This window comes from Streptomyces sp. NPDC001536, assembly GCF_042894505.1.
GTDB lineage: Bacteria > Actinomycetota > Actinomycetes > Streptomycetales > Streptomycetaceae > Streptomyces.
Window position 1 is genome coordinate 381,848 of sequence record NZ_JBIAVQ010000004.1, and the last position, 17,660, is coordinate 399,507.

18 protein-coding genes and 1 riboswitch are annotated in these 17,660 nt (G+C 70.7%); of the genes, 8 read left to right on the top strand and 10 right to left on the bottom strand.

The features are described from left to right. Positions 1-101: 101 nt before the first annotated feature. Positions 102-767 (bottom strand): maleylpyruvate isomerase family mycothiol-dependent enzyme, encoded by a 666-nt coding sequence (locus tag ACFY0U_RS14610; RefSeq protein WP_388635049.1) that lies wholly within the window; start codon positions 765-767, stop codon positions 102-104. Between the two features lie 64 nt (positions 768-831). Here ACFY0U_RS14610 and ACFY0U_RS14615 point away from each other — a divergent pair, with 64 nt between their 5' ends. Then, a complete protein-coding gene (locus ACFY0U_RS14615; RefSeq protein WP_388635051.1) occupies positions 832-1,479 on the top strand; it encodes a hypothetical protein in 648 nt (215 codons plus the stop codon). A 27-nt stretch (positions 1,480-1,506) separates the two neighbouring features. Next, positions 1,507-2,574, top strand: coding sequence for a GNAT family N-acetyltransferase (locus ACFY0U_RS14620; protein WP_388635053.1), 1,068 nt, complete (start codon positions 1,507-1,509; stop codon positions 2,572-2,574). Positions 2,575-2,580: 6 nt separating this feature from the next. Here the strand turns inward: ACFY0U_RS14620 and ACFY0U_RS14625 are convergent, their stop codons facing one another. Further along, the gene (locus ACFY0U_RS14625; protein ID WP_388635055.1) at positions 2,581-2,859 is read right to left on the bottom strand and encodes a DUF4031 domain-containing protein; all 279 of its coding nucleotides are present in this window, start codon (positions 2,857-2,859) and stop codon (positions 2,581-2,583) included. Further along, positions 2,856-3,254: a hypothetical protein gene (locus ACFY0U_RS14630; protein ID WP_388635057.1), complete on the bottom strand. Its 399-nt coding sequence runs from the start codon at positions 3,252-3,254 to the stop codon at positions 2,856-2,858. Before ACFY0U_RS14630 ends, ACFY0U_RS14625 begins: the two co-directional genes overlap by 4 nt. 55 nt (positions 3,255-3,309) lie before the next feature. Between ACFY0U_RS14630 and ACFY0U_RS14635 the strand changes: the two genes are divergently transcribed. The 5 genes from ACFY0U_RS14635 to ACFY0U_RS14655 all read left to right on the top strand — a co-directional run bounded on the left by ACFY0U_RS14635 (position 3,310) and on the right by ACFY0U_RS14655 (position 8,254). Continuing rightward, positions 3,310-4,233 carry a MurR/RpiR family transcriptional regulator gene (locus tag ACFY0U_RS14635; RefSeq protein ID WP_388635059.1) on the top strand — a complete coding sequence of 308 codons (924 nt, stop codon included), beginning with the start codon at positions 3,310-3,312 and terminating at the stop codon, positions 4,231-4,233. A gap of 44 nt (positions 4,234-4,277) precedes the next feature. Then, positions 4,278-5,213, top strand: a complete 936-nt coding sequence (gene murQ / locus ACFY0U_RS14640; protein ID WP_388635061.1) for an N-acetylmuramic acid 6-phosphate etherase — start codon at positions 4,278-4,280, stop codon at positions 5,211-5,213. Positions 5,214-5,229: 16 nt separating this feature from the next. Then, positions 5,230-6,579, top strand: coding sequence for a PTS transporter subunit EIIC (locus tag ACFY0U_RS14645; protein WP_388635063.1), 1,350 nt, complete (start codon positions 5,230-5,232; stop codon positions 6,577-6,579). A 130-nt stretch (positions 6,580-6,709) separates the two neighbouring features. Further along, a complete protein-coding gene (locus ACFY0U_RS14650) occupies positions 6,710-7,648 on the top strand; it encodes an ankyrin repeat domain-containing protein (protein ID WP_388635065.1) in 939 nt (312 codons plus the stop codon). Between the two features lie 39 nt (positions 7,649-7,687). Continuing rightward, positions 7,688-8,254: a hypothetical protein gene (locus tag ACFY0U_RS14655; protein WP_388635067.1), complete on the top strand. Its 567-nt coding sequence runs from the start codon at positions 7,688-7,690 to the stop codon at positions 8,252-8,254. A gap of 52 nt (positions 8,255-8,306) precedes the next feature. On the opposite strand, the gene ACFY0U_RS14660 is transcribed toward ACFY0U_RS14655, so the two are convergent. The 7 genes from ACFY0U_RS14660 to thrC form a co-directional block, all read right to left on the bottom strand. Next, positions 8,307-9,770 (bottom strand): MFS transporter, encoded by a 1,464-nt coding sequence (locus ACFY0U_RS14660; RefSeq protein ID WP_388635069.1) that lies wholly within the window; start codon positions 9,768-9,770, stop codon positions 8,307-8,309. Positions 9,771-9,879: 109 nt separating this feature from the next. After that, the gene (locus tag ACFY0U_RS14665) at positions 9,880-10,740 is read right to left on the bottom strand and encodes a metallophosphoesterase family protein (RefSeq protein WP_388635071.1); all 861 of its coding nucleotides are present in this window, start codon (positions 10,738-10,740) and stop codon (positions 9,880-9,882) included. A 67-nt stretch (positions 10,741-10,807) separates the two neighbouring features. After that, positions 10,808-11,926, bottom strand: coding sequence for an NADH:flavin oxidoreductase (locus tag ACFY0U_RS14670; RefSeq protein ID WP_388635073.1), 1,119 nt, complete (start codon positions 11,924-11,926; stop codon positions 10,808-10,810). 206 nt (positions 11,927-12,132) lie between these two features. Then, positions 12,133-13,755, bottom strand: a complete 1,623-nt coding sequence (gene groL / locus ACFY0U_RS14675; RefSeq protein WP_388635075.1) for a chaperonin GroEL — start codon at positions 13,753-13,755, stop codon at positions 12,133-12,135. A gap of 336 nt (positions 13,756-14,091) precedes the next feature. Beyond that, positions 14,092-14,298: a cold-shock protein gene (locus ACFY0U_RS14680; protein WP_007493268.1), complete on the bottom strand. Its 207-nt coding sequence runs from the start codon at positions 14,296-14,298 to the stop codon at positions 14,092-14,094. Positions 14,299-14,738: 440 nt separating this feature from the next. Then, positions 14,739-15,014: a MoaD/ThiS family protein gene (locus ACFY0U_RS14685; protein ID WP_388635078.1), complete on the bottom strand. Its 276-nt coding sequence runs from the start codon at positions 15,012-15,014 to the stop codon at positions 14,739-14,741. Between the two features lie 30 nt (positions 15,015-15,044). Further along, positions 15,045-16,328 carry a threonine synthase gene (gene thrC / locus ACFY0U_RS14690; protein ID WP_388635080.1) on the bottom strand — a complete coding sequence of 428 codons (1,284 nt, stop codon included), beginning with the start codon at positions 16,326-16,328 and terminating at the stop codon, positions 15,045-15,047. A gap of 18 nt (positions 16,329-16,346) precedes the next feature. After that, positions 16,347-16,487: riboswitch (SAM riboswitch) on the bottom strand. A 167-nt stretch (positions 16,488-16,654) separates the two neighbouring features. Between thrC and ACFY0U_RS14695 the strand changes: the two genes are divergently transcribed. Further along, positions 16,655-17,599, top strand: coding sequence for a glucosyl-3-phosphoglycerate synthase (locus ACFY0U_RS14695; protein WP_388635082.1), 945 nt, complete (start codon positions 16,655-16,657; stop codon positions 17,597-17,599). Positions 17,600-17,660: the final 61 nt, after the last annotated feature.

Sequence of the window (17,660 nt, forward strand, 5' to 3'; positions counted from 1 at the left end):
GGAAAACGGCGGCTACAGGTCTAGTCCAATCTCAAGACTACGCCCGCGGCCGCCGCACCCGCGACAAGATCAGCCCCGCCCGGGGGAGAACGCGGCGGACCTCAGCCGAAGATGTTCAGCTCCCCCGCCTCCGCCCCCGCCAGCTCGAACGTCCTCCCCGCCACCGGTCGGCCCGCATAAAGCCGTACGAGCGTGGCGGCGTCGCCGATGAAGCGTGCCGGCGTCCGCTCCCCCGACACCGCTCCCAGCGTGAGCGGCTCGTCCAGGTCGTCGAGGTCGGCGTGCAGCGGCAGCCGGCCCTGTTCCCGGGTGATCCGGGCGAGCAGTGTCAGCGCGTGCGGCAGACCGGGGCCCCCGTAGGCGCCCGGCTCTCCGAACGCGTCCCGTACGTCTCCGCCGTGCACCCATTCGCCCACCGCGACCAGGTCCAGCGCCCCGCCCGCCTTGGCGATCGCCGGGCCCGCCTCGGTCATGCCGCGCTCCAGCTCGTCGACGATCCGGGCATTGGTCCACTCGGCGCGCTCGGCGATGTCCCGGTCGTTGCACTCGGGCGAGAACACGCCCTTCTCGAACCGGCTCTCCACCACCCGCGTCAGCGCGGACGAACAGTGCGCGAGCACGTCCCGTACGGTCCAGCCCGGACAGCCGGCGGTCGGCAGGGCGAAGTCCGTGTCGGGGCGGGACCGCAGCAGCGGGATCAGCGCGTCGCGCTCGGTGGTCAGGAGGAGGCCGGGCAGCTCGGGGTCGCGTACGTCAGCAGAGGTCATGCCCCCACACGCTAGGGGCCGACGTCCCGGTCGCGCAGGGGGCGGGCGGGGGAGAATGGGACCCATGGCCGATCTCGACGCCCTGCGCACCCGTTTCGCCCACGCCCTGGAGGCAGCCAGGGGCGCCGGTTCCACCGGCCCCGACCCCGCCCCGTACGCCGACGACCTCCTGGCCCGCTGGCAGGAGCCGCAGCGGCGGTACCACACGCTCACGCACCTCACCGCGGTCCTCGACCACGTCGACGTACTGGAGAAGTACGCCGAGGACCCGGACGTGGTCCGGCTGGCGGCCTGGTTCCACGACGCGGTGTATCTGCCCGAGCGCTCCGAGAACGAGGAGCGCTCGGCCCGGATCGCCGAACGCGCCCTGTCCGAGGCCGGGTTGCCCGAGGCGAGGACCGCCGAGGTCGCCCGGCTCGTCCGGCTCACCGTCACCCACGACCCGGCGGACGGCGACCGTGACGGCCAGGTGCTGTGCGACGCGGACCTGGCGATCCTGGCGGCACCGCCGAACGCGTACGCCGCCTACACGGCCGCCGTACGCGAGGAGTACGGCTTCGTGCCGAGCGACGCCTTCCGCGAGGGCCGGGCCGCGGTGCTGCGGCAACTCCTGGACCTTCCGCGGCTGTTCAGGACGCCGTACGGACAGACGGAGTGGGAGGCCACGGCCCGCTACAACCTCGCCGCCGAACTCGAAATGCTGTCGCCCTGACCGGTCCGGCCGCCTTAGCCTGCCCGCATGACTGACATGGGCGGGGACCGCGTGACCGAGGCCGTCGAGAGCGCCGTGGCGCTGCTGGGGACGGCGGTGGACCGGGACTGGGAGGGGGTCCGGGCCGGCCGGGTGGAGTGGAGCTGCCGCGAGACGGCGACCCACATCGCGGAGGATCTCATCGCGTACGCGGGGCAGTTGGCCGGCCGGGCGCAGGACGCGTACGTGCCCTTCGAGATCGTCCTCGAAGAGGGCACCGACAACGCCGGCATCATCCAGGTCGTCGAGACGACCGGCGCGCTCTTCGCGACCACCGTCCGCACCACCCCGCGCCACGTCCGCGCCTTCCACCCCTACCCCTTCCGCAGCGCCGGCCGCGAGGGCTTCGCCGCGATGGGCATCGCCGAGGCGCTGCTGCACGCGCACGACATCGCGGAGGGCCTGGGCCTGGCGTACGAGCCGCCCGCGCACCTCCCCGAGTACGTCCTGACGCGGATCTTCCCGCACGTCCAGCCCGGCCCCGACCACTGGCGCACCCTGCTGTGGGCCACCGGCCGCGGGGACCTGCCCGGCCGTGCCCCGGTCACCGCGTGGCGTTGGAACAACAACCTCGTGCTCCACACCGACCGGCTCACCCTGGAGGGTGTCTCGCCGGCGGCCGCCGCCGACCTGGCCGCGGGCGGCTCCGGCGGGTTCGACTGGGTCGTGGGCGGGCCGTTCCAGGGGACGCGGGAGGCGTCCGGGATGGTGCTGAAGGCGTATGAAGCGGGCGTGCACCGGCCGGAGTTCGGCCTGTTCGTCCTCGTCCGCCGCGAGGACGACCTCGCGATCGGCGGCATGGGCTTCCATGGCGCGCCCGACGAGGAGGGCCGGGTGGAGATCGGCTACGACCTCGTGGAAGGGGTCCGCGGCAGGGGGTACGCGACGGAGGCGCTGCGCGAGCTGGCGCGGTGGTCGCTGGCGCGGGACGACGTACGCACCCTCTTCGCGACGATCGACCGGGCCAACATCCCCTCCCAGGGGGTGGTCTCCCGCGCGGGGTTCACCAAGGCGAGCGAGGACGCGGAGGTCCTCGCCTACGAACTGGGTCGCTGAACCCGGTCACGAACCGGACTGCGGGGCCCGTCCCTTGGGCCTGCGCAGCCCCGACGCCGTCAGCAGCCGCACCACCTCACGGCTGCTGACCTGCACGGCCCCGGCGGCCACCACGTCCGCGTAGCGGTGCGAGGGGATGTCGTAGTGGTCCCGTTCGAAGGCCCGCCGCGGCACGCCCAACCCGTCGGCGAACGCGTGCAGTTCGTCGTAGGACACATCGCTCACGAGGTGTGACCACATGCGGCCGTGACCGGGCCAGTCGGGCGGGTCGATGTAGACGGTCACGAGGGCAGGGCCCCGCCGCCGGTCGCGGGACCCAGCAGCCCCACCGCGGCGACCTTCACCCCGGCCTTGTGACACACCCAGTGCGGATCGGGCCCCAGCTCCGGCTCGACGTCGAGGGCATGCGGATCGCCCGCCCCGCACACCGGGCACAGCGGCCACCGTCCGTACCGCTCCAGCAGCGCGTCCTGGACGTCCTGCGCGACCAGTCCGGCCACGAAGGCCACCCCGTCCGGCCACTGCTCCACCCACCAGCGCCGCTGGACGACGGAGTCCTCGACCAGCGACACCACGTCCGCCTCGGCGACCTCGCCCGCGACCAGATCGGCGAGCACGAGGGCGCGTGCCGCGTGCAACGCCTGCTCCAGGGGGCTGATGGGGTGACCGGAGGGATCCATGCACCCATTGTGCGCACTCTTGACCCCGACACCGGGCCGAAAATATCTTTCATATGTGACCCAGGAAGTGAAGGAAATTTTCGGCAGTGGTTCGGGAGGCGCCCCACCGGCCCCCGCCGCCCTCGCCGCCAAGGTGCGCACCCTCGCCCCTTCCATGACCCGTTCCATGCAGCGCGTCGCCGAGGCCGTCGCCGGCGACCCCGCGGGCTGCGCGGCCCTCACGGTCACCGGCCTCGCCGAACTCACCGGCACCAGCGAGGCGACGGTCGTGCGCACCGCCCGCATCCTCGGCTACCCCGGCTACCGCGACCTCCGCCTCGCCCTCGCCGGCCTCGCCGCCCAGCAGCAGTCCGGCCGGGCTCCCGCGATCACGACGGACATCGCGGTGGACGACCCCATCGCGGATGTCGTCGCCAAGCTCGCCTACGACGAGCAGCAGACCCTCGCCGACACGGCGGCCGGCCTCGACACGGTCCAGCTGGCCGCGGCGGTGACGGCGGCCGCGACCGCCCGCCGCATCGACGTGTACGGCGTCGGCGCCTCCGGTCTCGTCGCCCAGGACCTCACCCAGAAGCTGCTGCGCATAGGCCTCATAGCCCACGCCCACCACGACCCCCACCTCGCCGTGACCAACGCGGTGCAGCTGCGGGCGGGCGACGTGGCGATCGCGATCACGCACTCGGGCGCCACCGGCGATGTCATCGAGCCGCTGCGGGTCGCCTTCGAGCACGGGGCGACCACCGTGGCGATCACGGGCCGGCCGGACAGCTCGGTCACGCAGTACGCCGACCACGTACTGACCACGTCGACGGCGCGCGAGAGTGAACTGCGGCCCGCGGCCATGTCGTCGCGGACCAGCCAGCTGCTGGTGGTGGACTGTCTGTTCGTGGGGGTGGCGCAGCGGACGTACGAGACCGCCGCTCCCGCGCTCGCCGCGTCGTACGAGGCGTTGGCGCACAGACACCGCGGTAAGCCATAAGCCGCAGGCCCGCATCGGATCGCCACCTGAAAGAGCCGCCCCCCATGACTTCCACCTCCAACCCCCGTGATCTGCGCGCCGAGTTGGAAACCCTGACCACCGAGGCCTTCCGGCCCGAGCTGGCCGAGATCGACCGGCTTCCCACCCTCGACATCGCGCGGCTCATGAACGCGGAGGACGCCACCGTGGCCGCCGCCGTCGCCGCGGGCCTTCCCGTCATCGCCGCGGCCATCGAGGACATCGCCGCCCGCATGGCCCAGGGCGGCCGACTGATCTACGCCGGTGCCGGTACCGCGGGGCGCCTCGGCGTGCTGGACGCCTCCGAGTGCCCGCCCACCTTCAACACCGACCCCGCGCAGGTCGTCGGCCTGATCGCGGGCGGTCCCGAGGCCATGGTCACCTCGGTCGAGGGCGCCGAGGACTCCAAGGAGCTGGCGAGAGCGGACCTGGACGCCCTCGCGCTGCGGGCCTGCGACACAGTCGTCGGCGTCTCGGCCTCCGGCCGCACCCCGTACGCGATCGCCGCCGTCGAACACGCCCGCGCCCGGGGCGCGTTGACGGTCGGCCTGTCCTGCAACGCGAACAGCGCGCTGGCGGCCGCCGCCGACCACGGCATCGAGATCGTCGTGGGACCGGAGCTGCTCACCGGCTCCACCCGGCTCAAGGCCGGCACCGCCCAGAAGCTCGTCCTCAACATGCTCTCGACGATCACGATGATCCGGCTGGGCAAAACGTACGGGAACCTCATGGTCGACGTACGCGCCTCCAACGAGAAGCTGCGCGCCCGCTCCCACCGGATCGTCGCCCTCGCCACGGGTGCGGCGGACGAGGAGATCGAGCGGGCCCTGGCGGCCACCGACGGCGAGGTGAAGAACGCCATCCTGACGCTCCTCGCCGACGTCGACGGCCCCACCGCCACCCGCCTTCTGGAGGAGTCCGGCGGCCATCTGCGCGCGGCGCTGACGGCGGCGGGCGGCTGACCAGCACGCTCGGTGCGTGAACACCTCGTACGACACCGCAGCGGCGATCCTCCCCCTGGTGGGCGGCCCCGCGAACATCACCTCCGTCGCCCACTGCATGACCCGCCTCCGCCTGGGCCTGGCGGACCGTTCGACCGTGGACGGGGAGGCGCTGCGGGCGCTGCCGGGGGTGCTGGGCGTGGTCGAGGACGACACGTACCAGATCGTGCTGGGGCCGGGCGCGGTGGCGCGGGTGACGGCCGACTTCGAGGCGCTGTTGCGCAAGGAGACGCAGAAGGCGCGCAACGCGACCCCGGTGAAACTGGCGCTGCGGCGGGTGGCGAACGTCTTCGTCCCGCTGATTCCGGCGCTTATCGGCTGCGGGGTGCTGGCGGGTCTCAACGGCCTGCTGGTGAACCTGGATCGGCTCCCGTCGCTCACCCCCGCGCTGGCCGCGATCGCCACCGCCTTCATGGCCCTGATCGCGGTCTTCGTCGGCCACAACACGGCGAAGGAGTTCGGCGGCACCCCGGTGCTGGGCGGGGCGGTCGCGGCGGTCGTGGTGTACCCGGGGGTGGCGAAGGTGACGGCGTTCGGGGTGACGCTGGCGCCGGGCCAGGGCGGTGTCCTGGGCGCGCTGGCGGCGGCGTTGCTGGCGACGTACGTCGAGAAGTGGTGCCGCGGACGGGTCCCCGGTGCCCTGGACGTCCTGGTCACCCCGACCGTGACGGTCCTCGTCTCCGGCCTGGCGACGCTCTACGTCCTCATGTACGCGGCCGGCGCGGTCTCCTCGGCGATCGGCACGGCGGCGAACTGGCTGCTGACGACGACCGGCGCGTTCGCGGGCGCGATCCTCGGCGGCCTCTTCCTCCCCCTGGTGATGCTGGGCCTCCATCAGGCCCTGATCCCCGTCCACACCACCCTGATCGAACAGCAGGGCCACACCGTCCTCCTCCCCCTCCTCGCCATGGCGGGCGCGGGCCAGGTGGGGGCGTGCCTGGCGGTCTACGTCCGGCTGCGCCACGACGCGGCCTTGCGTACGACGATCAGGTCGGCGCTTCCGGCGGGCCTGCTGGGGGTCGGTGAGCCGCTGATCTACGGGGTGTCCCTGCCGCTCGGGCGCCCGTTCCTGACCGCCTGTGTGGGCGGTGCGGCGGGCGGGGCGTTCGTCGGCCTGTTCGCGATGCTCGGCGACCAGGTGGGGTCGACGGCGATCGGACCGTCGGGGTGGGCGCTGTTCCCGCTGCTGGCGGGGGACGGGGGCCTGGGGACGGCGGTGGCCGTCTACGCGGGCGGGCTGGTCACCGGGTACGCGGTGGGGTTCGTGACGACGTACTTCTTCGGCCTGCGCCCGTCGCCGCCGACGGCACCGGAGCCCTCGCCCTGACCGCGGTGACCCGGTCGCCCGATGTGCGGTGAGTGGGTGGGTGGCGGGCGTTGTCAGTGGGGGGTGCCATCGTGGGGTCCGGTGATGTGGAGGGGGCACTGTGAGTGAGCGTGGTGGTGGGTGGAGCGGCATGGACTATCGGGGGTGGCTGGACCTCGGTGAGGTGCGGCGGCGGCTCGATGCTGGTGCGGATCCCGAGGCGTGGGGGGCCGGAGGGTCCCGGCCGCTGCACCGGGCCGCGTTGTTCGGGGCGCCCGAGGTCGTCGCGGAGCTGGCCCGGCGGGTGGCGGACGTGGATGCGCTGGAGGGCGGGACCACGGCGTTGTGGGACGCCGTGGTGGCCGGGCGGGCGGAGAACGCGCGGACGTTGGCCGAGGCCGGGGCCGATCCCTGGCGGGTGGGGTTCGGTGGCTGGTCGCCGGGGCGGCTGAGTCTGGCCGGGCCGACACCGGGGCTGTTTCCGCTGCCCGAGGGTGAGCGGGGGCTGAGTGAAACGGAACAGGCGGTGGCCCGGGAGGGGCGCCGACTGATCGACGCGCTGGGCGAGCTGTACTACGACGGCACGGGGCTGGCCTGTGTGGCGGGCATCGACGCCGAGGAGGCGGTGCGGCGGCTGGGGGCGACGGAGGCGGACCCCGAGCTGATGGAGGCGGTGCTGGAGGACCCGTACGACTTCGAGATGGACGAGACCCTGCGCCTCGTCGGCGTCACCACCGTGCCGGGCGGCTGTGTCGTCACCCAGCCCTGGGGGTACGCCCCGCAGCAGCCTCTCGTCCAAAGGCTCCTGTCCGCCGGCACGGTCTGCTACGGCCTGTACGCCAACCCCAAGAGCGGCAACCAGGGCAGCGTCTTCCGCGACGGCGTCGGAGAGGGCTGGGATCTGCATCCCGGCGGCGGGCCGGACGAGGGGGACAGCCCGGACGAGGTGCTCACCAACTATGTCTTCTGTCACCACGCGGTGGCCTACTCCCTCGCCTACGCCGGACTGCGCCCGACCGACGCCCGGGCCGTGACCGGCCCGCCCGACGCCTGGGTGGAGCTGCCGGTGCGCGCCTACTGGGAGGGCTGACGGGCGAGGCGTGTCAGTGCGGATGGGTACGGTTTCCTCATGAACCACGCCCAGCTCACCGCCCTGGGCCGAGCCCTGCGCCTTCTCGGCGAGCATGGCGAGGCCCTGACCGGCGACACCCCGGACTCCAAGCTGTACGAGGTCAAGGCCGACATCAAGCGGGCCCTGGACCTGCTGGACGAGAGCGTCACCGCCGCCGCTCCCAGCACCCGCTGCGCGGAGCACCCGGGCGGACCGGTCGACGAGAACGCGCCCGACCTGTGTCTGCTGTGCGAGACCCGGCGCCGTGCCGCCCGCCGCTCGCAGATCAACGGCCCCTCCGCACCGGCACAGACCGCCTCCGCCCCCTCCCGTTACGGCGTGCGCGACGACCGGCCGCAGCCGCAGCAGCGCTGGCTGCCCGAGATGTGGAACGGGCAGGAGTGGCAGCTGTGCGGCACACCGAGGCGGGACCGGCGGGAGGCCGAGCTGTATCTCGCCGCCCAGCGGCGTGCGCCCCGGGCCGCCATGGCGTACCGGCTCGTCCATGAGTTCACCGACTACGAGGTGCTGCGGGTGTGGGGCACCCCCGTCAAGGTCGACATCGAGCCCCTGGGCAACCTGTAGACGGCGAAGGGCCCGCCACAGCCACTGTGACGGGCCCTACCGCTTACCGGCTCTACGACTTGGCCGCGACCTCCGCCGCTTCGGAGGCGTCCCGGGGCGCCGGCGCCGGCGTCTCCCCCGCCGGCTTCTGCCGCGGGATGAAGGAGGCCACCGCGAACGCCAGCAGTGCCGCCCCGGCGCCCACCGCCAGGACCGCCTTGAAGCCGTTCTCGGAGGGCAGCGCGTAGCCGCCGAAGTCGGTCGTCATCTGGGCCAGGATCACTCCCGCGATGGCGCTCGCCGACGACGTTCCGATGGACCGCATCAGAGTGTTGAGGCTGTTCGCCGCGGCCGTCTCGGAGGCGGGGACCGCCCCCATGATGAGGGCGGGCATCGAGCCGTACGTGAAGCCGATGCCGGCGCCGATGACGCAGGCGGTGAGCACGAAGTGCCAGACATCGGTCATGAGGACGATGTTGAGGCCGTAGCCCGCGGCCACGATCAGGGCACCGATCATCAGCGTCGTCTTCGGACCGCGGGCCTTCGACACAGCTGCCGAGATCGGCGCGGTCACCATCATCACCAGGCCCGAGGGGGCCATGACCAGGCCGGCGACGAGCATCGACTTGCCGAGGCCGTAGCCGGTCTGCGAGGGGAGCTGGAGCAGCTGCGGCAGGACCAGGGACATGGCGAACATCGCGAAGCCGACGGCGATCGAGGCGAGGTTGGTGACCAGGACCTGACGGCGGGCGGTCGTCCGCAGGTCGACCAGCGGCTGGTCCGTACGCAGCTCGAACCAGCCCCACGCCAGGAGGACGACGACCGCGGCCACGAAGAGGCCGATCGTCGTGCCGCTCGTCCAGCCCCAGTCCGCGCCCTTGGAGATGCCGAGCAGGAGGCAGACCAGGCCGGTCGCCATGCCGATGCCGCCGACCAGGTCGAAGCGGCCGCCGCTGCGGACCCGGGACTCCGGTACGAGGAACGAGACCAGCGCGAGGGCCACGACGCCCAGCGCCGCCGACGTCCAGAACAGGACGTGCCAGCTGAAGTTGTCGGCGATGAGGGCCGCGGCCGGCAGACCGAGGGCGCCGCCGATACCGAGGGAGGCGCTCATCAGGGCGGTGGAGCCGGCGAGGCGTTCCGCGGGCAGTTCGTCGCGCATGATGCTGATGCCGAGCGGGATCACACCGGAGGCCAGGCCCTGGAGCACCCGGCCGATGATCATCGGGATCAGGGAGTCGGAGAGCGCGCAGACCACCGAGCCCGCGATCAGCATGACGACGCTGATCAGCAGCATCCTCCGCTTGCCGAACATGTCGCCGAGACGGCCGACGACCGGGGTGGCGACGGCGGCGGCGAGCAGCGTCGCGGTGACCGCCCAGGCGGTGTCCGACGCCGGGGCGTCCAGGAGCCTGGGCAGCTCCGGGACGATCGGGATCACCAGGGTCTGCATCAGCGAGACCACGATTCCGGCGAAGGCCAGCACCGCGACCACGGCGTTCGACCGTGGTGGTGCGGCGGCAGGGGCGTCGGACATGGCGGGGCCTCCATCAGCGTAGTAATTGACCGAGGCAACCTTAAGTCAGTTGCTTGACTTAACCAAGAGTCGCAGGTCAGCCCCGCTCGGGCAGAGGGGGCCGACGCCGTCAGCCGTACCGCTCCACGAAGGACCGCACCGTGTCCTCGTCCAGTTCGTAGACGGTCTCGTGTGCCCGGGGGTCGCGTGCGTGGAAGGTGTGGAAGAGGGGGCTCGCGACTCCCCCGAGTACGACCAGGGACGCCGAGGCCCCGCGCACCGCGCGCTCCGTGCCCGGAGCCGTCGTCAGGTCGATGCGGTTGACCACGCCGGGGGTGACCCACACCGGGACGGACTCCAGGAGACCGCAGAGCTGGAGGTGGAAGTGGCCGGTGAGGATCACCCTGACGTCGGTGCCGCGGAGCGCCGCGGCCAGATCGGCGGGGTTGCGCAGGCCGAAGAGCTGCTGGAGGGGGTTGTCCAGCGCGAAGGGCGGGTGGTGGAAGGCGAGGATCGTGCCGTTGGGGGACGGGGTCGCCAACACGCCCCTCAGCCAGTCGAGTTGGACGGAGCCCAGATGCCCGTGCACCTGCCCCGGCACCAGCGAGTCCAGCGTCACGAACCGCCACCCCGCCACCATGCTCACCGCGGCTCGCTCCCCCTCCGCGGACTCCAGGACCCGGCCGGGCTCCGCGTGCCCGCTGCCCAGCACCTTGGCGAAGGCCTCGCGCTCGTCGTGATTGCCGGTCGTGTAGAAGACGGGCACCCCACCGAGCCCCTGCGCGAACTCCCCGAACATCTCCCTGACGGCCGTATACGCCTCCACCGCCCCGTCGTTGGCGAGGTCCCCGGTGACGACGACCGCGTCGACGCCCTGCACCTGCCGGAGTTCGGCGAGCATGAGCCGCAGGGAGTCGTGGGCGTTGACGCCGTGCTTGTTGGGGGCGTCGGCGCGTTCGAGGTGGGTGTCGGAGAGATGAAGGATCCTCATCTCCGCAAACTAGCGGGAGTTGAGGATCCTTACACCGTCATTTCAGCCCGGCTTGGTTCGACCCGGCTCAGCTCAGCGACTGCAGCGCCGCCGCGTCGTACGGCTTCAGTTCGTCCGTGCGGCCCGCCAGTACCTTCGCCGCCCACTCCGGGTCCTGGAGCAGCGCGCGGCCGATGGCGACGAGGTCGTACTCCTCGCGCTCCAGGCGGTCGAGGAGGTCGTCGATGCCGCGGAGCGGGGAGCCCTCGCCCATGAAGCCCTTGATGAAGTCGCCGTCGAGGCCGACCGAGCCGACCGTGATGACCTGCTTGCCGGTGAGCTTCTTGGTCCAGCCGGCGAGGTTGAGGTCGGAGTCCTCGAACTCGGGGAGCCAGTAGCGGCGGGTGGAGGCGTGGAAGGCGTCGACACCGGCGGCGGCGAGCGGGGTCAGGATGGCCTCCAGCTCCTCCGGGGTCTCGGCGAGGCGGGCGTCGTAGGCCTCCTGCTTCCACTGCGAGTAGCGGAAGATGATCGGGAACTCCGCGGAGACCGTCTCGCGTACGGCCGCCACGATCTCGGCCGCGAACTTCGTACGGGCGACGGGGTCACCGCCGTAGGCGTCGCTGCGCCGGTTCGTCCCCGACCACAGGAACTGGTCGACGAGGTAGCCGTGGGCGCCGTGGATCTCCACGCCGTCGAAGCCGATGCGCTCGGCGGCGGCCGCGGCCTCGGCGAAGGCGCCGATGACATCGTCCAGGTCGCGCTGGGTCATCGTCTCGCCGGTGGGCTCGTCGGCGCCGGGGCGCACACCGGAGGGGCCCATCGCAGGGGCGTCCGCCACCGGTCCCTTGCCCGGGGTGCGGGTCATGCCGAGGTGCCAGAGCTGCGGGACGATGGTGCCGCCCGCCGCGTGCACGTCCTCGGCGACCTTCGCCCAGCCCGCGAGCTGCTCCTCGCCGTGGAAGCGCGGGACGCGGGTGCTCTCGCCCGCCGAGTCGTGGCCGACGTAGGTGCCCTCGGTGACGATCAGACCGACGCCCGCGGCCGCGCGGCGCGAGTAGTACGACGCCACGTCCGCGCCCGGGACGCCGCCCGGGGAGAACATGCGCGTCATCGGCGCCATGACGATGCGGTTCGGGACGGTCAGGCCGTTGATCGTGGTCGGCCGCGAGAGGACTTCGGCGGCGCGGGAGGCGGGGGCGGTCACGTGGGGGACTCCTCGGGGACGGTCCGTCCGGCACCGGTACCGGACGGTATGTGCATGCGCATGGACATACGCATGTAGGAGTCAACCACCCCGCCCGCCACAGGCATTCCGTACGCCCTGTGATCCCGGACACGCCCGAGGGCGGCACCCCCTGCCTGCGCAGGAAGTGCCGCCCTCGGTAAGGACGTTGATCAACCAGAGGTCGATCAGAAGTCCATGTCACCGCCCGGCATACCGCCACCGGCGGGCGCGGCGGCCTTCTCCGGCTTGTCGGCGATGACGGCCTCGGTGGTGAGGAAGAGCGCGGCGATGGACGCGGCGTTCTGCAGAGCGGAACGCGTGACCTTCGCCGGGTCGATGATGCCCTCGGCGATCATGTCGACGTAGTCGCCCGTGGCCGCGTTGAGGCCCCAGCCCACGGTCAGGTTGCGGACCTTCTCGACCACGACGCCGCCCTCGAGACCACCGTTGACGGCGATCTGCTTCAGCGGGGCCTCGAGCGCGAGCTTCACGGCGTTGGCGCCGGTCGCCTCGTCGCCCGTGAGCTCGAGCTTCTCGAACACCGCGGAGGCCTGGAGCAGGGCCACGCCACCACCGGCGACGATGCCCTCCTCGACGGCCGCCTTCGCGTTGCGCACGGCGTCCTCGATGCGGTGCTTGCGCTCCTTGAGCTCGACCTCGGTCGCGGCACCGGCCTTGATGACGGCGACGCCACCGGCGAGCTTGGCCAGGCGCTCCTGGAGCTTCTCGCGGTCGTAGTCCGAGTCGCTGTTCTCGATCTCGGCGCGGATCTGGTTGACCCGGCCCTGCACCTGCTCCGTGGAGCCGGCGCCGTCGACGATGGTGGTCTCGTCCTTGGTGATGACCACCTTGCGGGCGCGGCCCAGCAGGTCGAGGGAGGTGTTCTCGAGCTTGAGACCGACCTCCTCGGAGATGACCTCGCCACCCGTGAGGATCGCGATGTCGTTCAGCATCGCCTTGCGGCGGTCACCGAAGCCCGGGGCCTTGACGGCGACGGACTTGAAGGTGCCGCGGATCTTGTTGACGACCAGGGTCGACAGGGCCTCGCCCTCGACGTCCTCGGCGATGATCAGCAGCGGCTTGCCCGACTGCATGACCTTCTCCAGGAGCGGGAGCAGGTCCTTGACGGCGCCGATCTTGGAGTTGGCGATGAGGATGTAGGGGTCGTCCAGCGACGCCTCCATCCGCTCCATGTCGGTGGCGAAGTACGCCGAGATGTAGCCCTTGTCGAAGCGCATACCCTCGGTGAGCTCCAGCTCCAGACCGAAGGTCTGGGACTCCTCGACGGTGATGACGCCTTCCTTGCCGACCTTGTCCATCGCCTCGGCGATGAGCTCGCCGATCTGGGTGTCGGCGGCGGAGATGGAGGCCGTCGAAGCGATCTGCTCCTTGGTCTCGACATCCTTCGCCTGCTCAAGGAGGGCACCGGAGACGGCCTCGACGGCCTTCTCGATACCGCGCTTGAGAGCCATCGGGTTGGCACCGGCGGCCACGTTGCGCAGACCCTCGCGGACGAGTGCCTGGGCGAGAACGGTCGCGGTGGTCGTACCGTCACCGGCGACGTCGTCCGTCTTCTTGGCGACTTCCTTGACCAGCTCGGCGCCGATCTTCTCGTACGGGTCCTCGAGCTCGATCTCCTTGGCGATGGAAACACCATCGTTGGTGATCGTGGGGGCGCCCCACTTCTTCTCGAGGACGACGTTGCGACCCTTGGGGCCGAGCGTCACCTTGACGGCGTCCGCGAGCTGGTTCATGCCGCGCTCGAGGCCGCGCCGCGCCTCCTCGTCGAACGCGATGATCTTGGCCATGTGAAGTGGTCCCTCCAGGACTGGGGGTGATTCCTTCGGACCGCGCCCGCGCCCGCGACGGACGGCTCGCACACCTCGTGGTTCCTTGCCCCACCTGGCCTGCGGGCCTCACCGACCCGGTCCTTCATTGTCACTCTCACCTTCAGAGTGCTAACGCCAATGATTAGCACTCGGCATGGTCGAGTGCAAGCGCCTCTCAGGGATCGACCAGGTGCCGCAGGGTCTCCGCGCAGGCCGTGAGGGGTCCGGGCACGCCGAAGGGCCCGCACCCATGACTCCCCATGAGGTGCGGGCCCTTCGAAGAAGAACGTCGCTGCTAATCAGTCGGCGCGTGCTTCAGCCGGTCGCCAGTCGGACCATGTCCGCCTGCGGCCCCTTCTGGCCCTGCGAGATCTCGAAATCGACCCGCTGACCCTCTTCCAGGGTGCGGTATCCGTCCATCTGAATCGCGCTGTAGTGGACGAAAACATCCGCACCACCGTCGACCGCGATGAAGCCGTACCCCTTCTCCGCGTTGAACCACTTGACGGTGCCCTGAGCCATGCCTAACTCCCCTATTACTGGCCCTTGCACAGATCCACACTTCGCGGATCCGGGTCAGACCTCACCCCCCACGGATTGGGGGCGTGCGCCGGAACGCGTCGACCGCGGCTGAATGTATCTGTCCAACTGCCGTCTGCAACAGGTCAATCGGACGAGAATTCTGGACGCGAAGGGTCCGGAATGTAGTGAGAATTCGCCCGAATTCTGGGCAAGTCGGGCTCCACAAAAGGAACAAAGCTCACAAAAGAACCGCACACTTTGGCTACTTCTCGTCGCATCCGGAGCGAGAACTCATATGCGGGTGGCATGGGGAGTGGAGCAGGTTCCCCAACTGTACCGCGCTCAACCATAGAGAATTGCCCCCTCCGCTTCTCTCACGGAGGGGGCAATTCGATGAACTCTTGGTAATCGGCCTTACCGAGGGTAACGACCGGGCCCGGTCAGCCTCCGGCGACGGCCGGAATGATGGAGACGCCGGCCCCGTCCGGAGTGGCCGTCTCCAGGCCCTGCTCGAAGCGGACGTCGTCGTCGTTGACGTACACGTTGACGAAGCGGCGCAGCTTGCCCTGGTCGTCGAGGACGCGGGCGGCGATACCGGTGTGGTTCTTCTCCAGGTCGGCGATGACCTCGGAGAGGGTCGCGCCCTCGGCGGCGACCTCGGCCTGCCCGCCCGTGTAGGTGCGCAGGATGGTGGGGATGCGGACGTTGACGCTCACGGTTGAACCTCCGGTCGGGGTTGCGGGGGCCTAGACGAGGCCGGCCTCGCGGAACGAGTCAAGGGTGGGGCGGATGGTCGCGGTGAGTCCCGTACCCGCCACCGCGTCCAGGGTCTTCAGTCCGTCGCCGGTGTTCAGCACAACGGTCGTCAGCGTCGGGTCCAGCAGGCCCTTCTCGATCAGCTTCCTGGTGACACCGACCGTCACACCGCCCGCGGTCTCCGCGAAGATGCCCTCGGTCCGCGCGAGCAGCTTGATCGCGTCGACGACCTGCTCGTCGTTGACGTCCTCCACCGCACCGCCGGTACGGCGCGCGATGTCCAGGACGTACGGCCCGTCCGCCGGGTTGCCGATGGCGAGGGACTTGGCGATGGTGTTCGGCTTCTGCGGCCGCACCACGTCGTGGCCCGCCTTGTAGGCGACGGACACCGGCGAGCAGCCCTCGGCCTGGGCACCGAAGATCTTGTACGGCTTGTCCTCGACGAGCCCGAGCCTGATCAGCTCCTGGAGCCCCTTGTCGATCTTGGTGAGCTGCGAACCGGAGGCAATGGGCACGACCAGCTGGTCGGGAAGCTGCCAGCCGAGCTGCTCGCAGATCTCGTACGCCAGGGTCTTGGAGCCCTCGGCGTAGTAGGGCCGCAGGTTGACGTTGACGAAGCCCCAGCCCTCGCCGGCCGGGTCGCCGATCAGCTCGGAGCAGAAGCGGTTCACGTCGTCGTAGTTGCCCTCGATGCCGACGAGCTCGCCGCCGTAGATCGCGGCCATGACGACCTTGCCCTGCTCCAGGTCGTGCGGGATGAACACGCAGGACCGGAAGCCGGCGCGGGCGGCGGCGGCGCCGACGGCACCGGCCAGGTTGCCCGTGGAGGAGCAGGACAGCGTGGTGAAGCCGAAGGCGCGCGCGGCCTCCAGGGCCTGGGCGACGACACGGTCCTTGAAGGAGTGCGTCGGGTTACCGGAGTCGTCCTTCACATACAAACCGCCGGTGACACCGAGCTCGCGGGCCAGGTTGTCGGCCTTCACGAGCTGGGTCCAGCCCGGGTTGATGTTGGGCTTGTCGGCCACGTCCGCGGGGACGGGCAGCAGCGGCGCGTAGCGCCAGATGTTCGCGGGTCCCGCCTCGATCTGCTTGCGGAGCTCCTCGGTGTCGTAGGCCGAGAAGTCATAGGCGATCTCGAGCGGGCCGAAACACTCCTCGCACGCGAAGACCGGGCCGAGGGGTACGCGGTGACCGCACTCGCGGCAGCTGAGCGCCGCGGCCGGGCCGAGGTCTACGGTGGTTTCGGTGGTGCTTGCAACTGTCTGCGCAGCCATGAGAGGCGAGGCCCTTTCTCCTCATCTTCCTCACGACGCATCTCGCCGTGAGACGGATTTGGCACCTTCCCGAGTCGGGAGCCTCGCGTGAACGAGAAACCGACTGGAGGGTTGCCGGGGCTTCATCGGGCCGTATCCCTCTGCCCCTCTGGATGAGCGGTATGAAGTTGTGTGAACGGCGGGCCACCCTGGACATGCGATGGTCATCCGCGTTGTTCAAGACTGTAACCGACGACCAGGACAGTTGAGATAGTCGTCCGAACCGCGAGATGGATCACATTGCGTGATCGCATACTCGCCGAGAGAACGCAGAGGAGCCGCGCACTGTGCTGAACGAAGTCGAGCGCTGGCTGACCACCCGCTCCTGGTCGCTGACCGATCGCCCGCTCCACCAGCTCCTGGCCGCCAAGCAGCGCACAAAACAGTCGGTCAGTGTCGTGCTGCCCGCGCTCAACGAGGAGGAGACGGTCGGTGACATCGTCTCCGTGATCCGTCACGACCTCATGCAACAGGTCCCCCTCGTCGACGAGATAGTCGTCGTCGACTCGGGCTCGACCGACCGTACGTCGGAGGTGGCCGCCGCGGCCGGGGCCACGGTCGTCCACCGGGACGACATCCTCCCCCGTCTGCCTGCCGTGCCCGGCAAGGGCGAGGTGCTGTGGCGCTCGCTGCTGGTGACCAGCGGCGACATCGTCTGCTTCATCGACGCCGACCTGAAGGAGTTCTCCTCGGACTTCGTCTCCGGGATCGTGGGCCCTCTGCTCACCGACCCCGGCGTCGACCTCGTCAAGGGCATGTACGACCGCCCCCTGGGCGGTGCGGCAGGTCAGGGCGGCCGGGTGACCGAGCTGATGGCCCGCCCGCTGCTGAACATGCACTGGCCCCAGCTGGCCGGCTTCGTCCAGCCGCTGGGCGGCGAGTACGCGGCCCGCCGCTCCCTGCTGGAACAGCTGCCGTTCCCGGTCGGCTACGGCGTGGAGCTCGGCATGCTGATCGACGCGCTGCACCTGGTGGGCCTGGACGCGCTGGCCCAGGTGGACGTGGGTGTCCGCAAACACCGCCACCAGGACGGACAGGCCCTGGGCCGGATGTCCGCCGCGATCTACCGCACGGCCCAGCTGCGGCTGGCCCGCGGCCATCTCATCCGCCCCTCCCTCACCCAGTTCGAGCGGGGCGCGGACGGCTTCGAGCCGCGGACGTACTCCGTGGACACCGAGGAACGGCCGCCGATGGTGGAGATCGTGGAGTACGCGTCCCGGAAGGTCGCCTGAGGAAGGCCGTATTACGGCGTCCACAAGCCCGTATACGGCGAACCGTACGTTTGAGCGTTTA

Excerpts from the sequence above, each read along its gene's own strand:
- ACFY0U_RS14610 (WP_388635049.1), bottom strand. The coding sequence starts at position 767 with ATGACCTCTGCTGACGTACGCGACCCCGAGCTGCCCGGCCTCCTCCTG.
- ACFY0U_RS14615 (WP_388635051.1), top strand. The coding sequence starts at position 832 with ATGGCCGATCTCGACGCCCTGCGCACCCGTTTCGCCCACGCCCTGGAG.
- ACFY0U_RS14620 (WP_388635053.1), top strand. The coding sequence starts at position 1,507 with ATGACTGACATGGGCGGGGACCGCGTGACCGAGGCCGTCGAGAGCGCC.
- ACFY0U_RS14630 (WP_388635057.1), bottom strand. The coding sequence starts at position 3,254 with ATGGATCCCTCCGGTCACCCCATCAGCCCCCTGGAGCAGGCGTTGCAC.
- murQ (WP_388635061.1), top strand. The coding sequence starts at position 4,278 with ATGACTTCCACCTCCAACCCCCGTGATCTGCGCGCCGAGTTGGAAACC.
- ACFY0U_RS14650 (WP_388635065.1), top strand. The coding sequence starts at position 6,710 with ATGGACTATCGGGGGTGGCTGGACCTCGGTGAGGTGCGGCGGCGGCTC.
- ACFY0U_RS14655 (WP_388635067.1), top strand. The coding sequence starts at position 7,688 with ATGAACCACGCCCAGCTCACCGCCCTGGGCCGAGCCCTGCGCCTTCTC.
- ACFY0U_RS14660 (WP_388635069.1), bottom strand. The coding sequence starts at position 9,770 with ATGTCCGACGCCCCTGCCGCCGCACCACCACGGTCGAACGCCGTGGTC.
- ACFY0U_RS14665 (WP_388635071.1), bottom strand. The coding sequence starts at position 10,740 with ATGAGGATCCTTCATCTCTCCGACACCCACCTCGAACGCGCCGACGCC.
- groL (WP_388635075.1), bottom strand. The coding sequence starts at position 13,755 with ATGGCCAAGATCATCGCGTTCGACGAGGAGGCGCGGCGCGGCCTCGAG.
- ACFY0U_RS14680 (WP_007493268.1), bottom strand. The coding sequence starts at position 14,298 with ATGGCTCAGGGCACCGTCAAGTGGTTCAACGCGGAGAAGGGGTACGGC.
- thrC (WP_388635080.1), bottom strand. The coding sequence starts at position 16,328 with ATGGCTGCGCAGACAGTTGCAAGCACCACCGAAACCACCGTAGACCTC.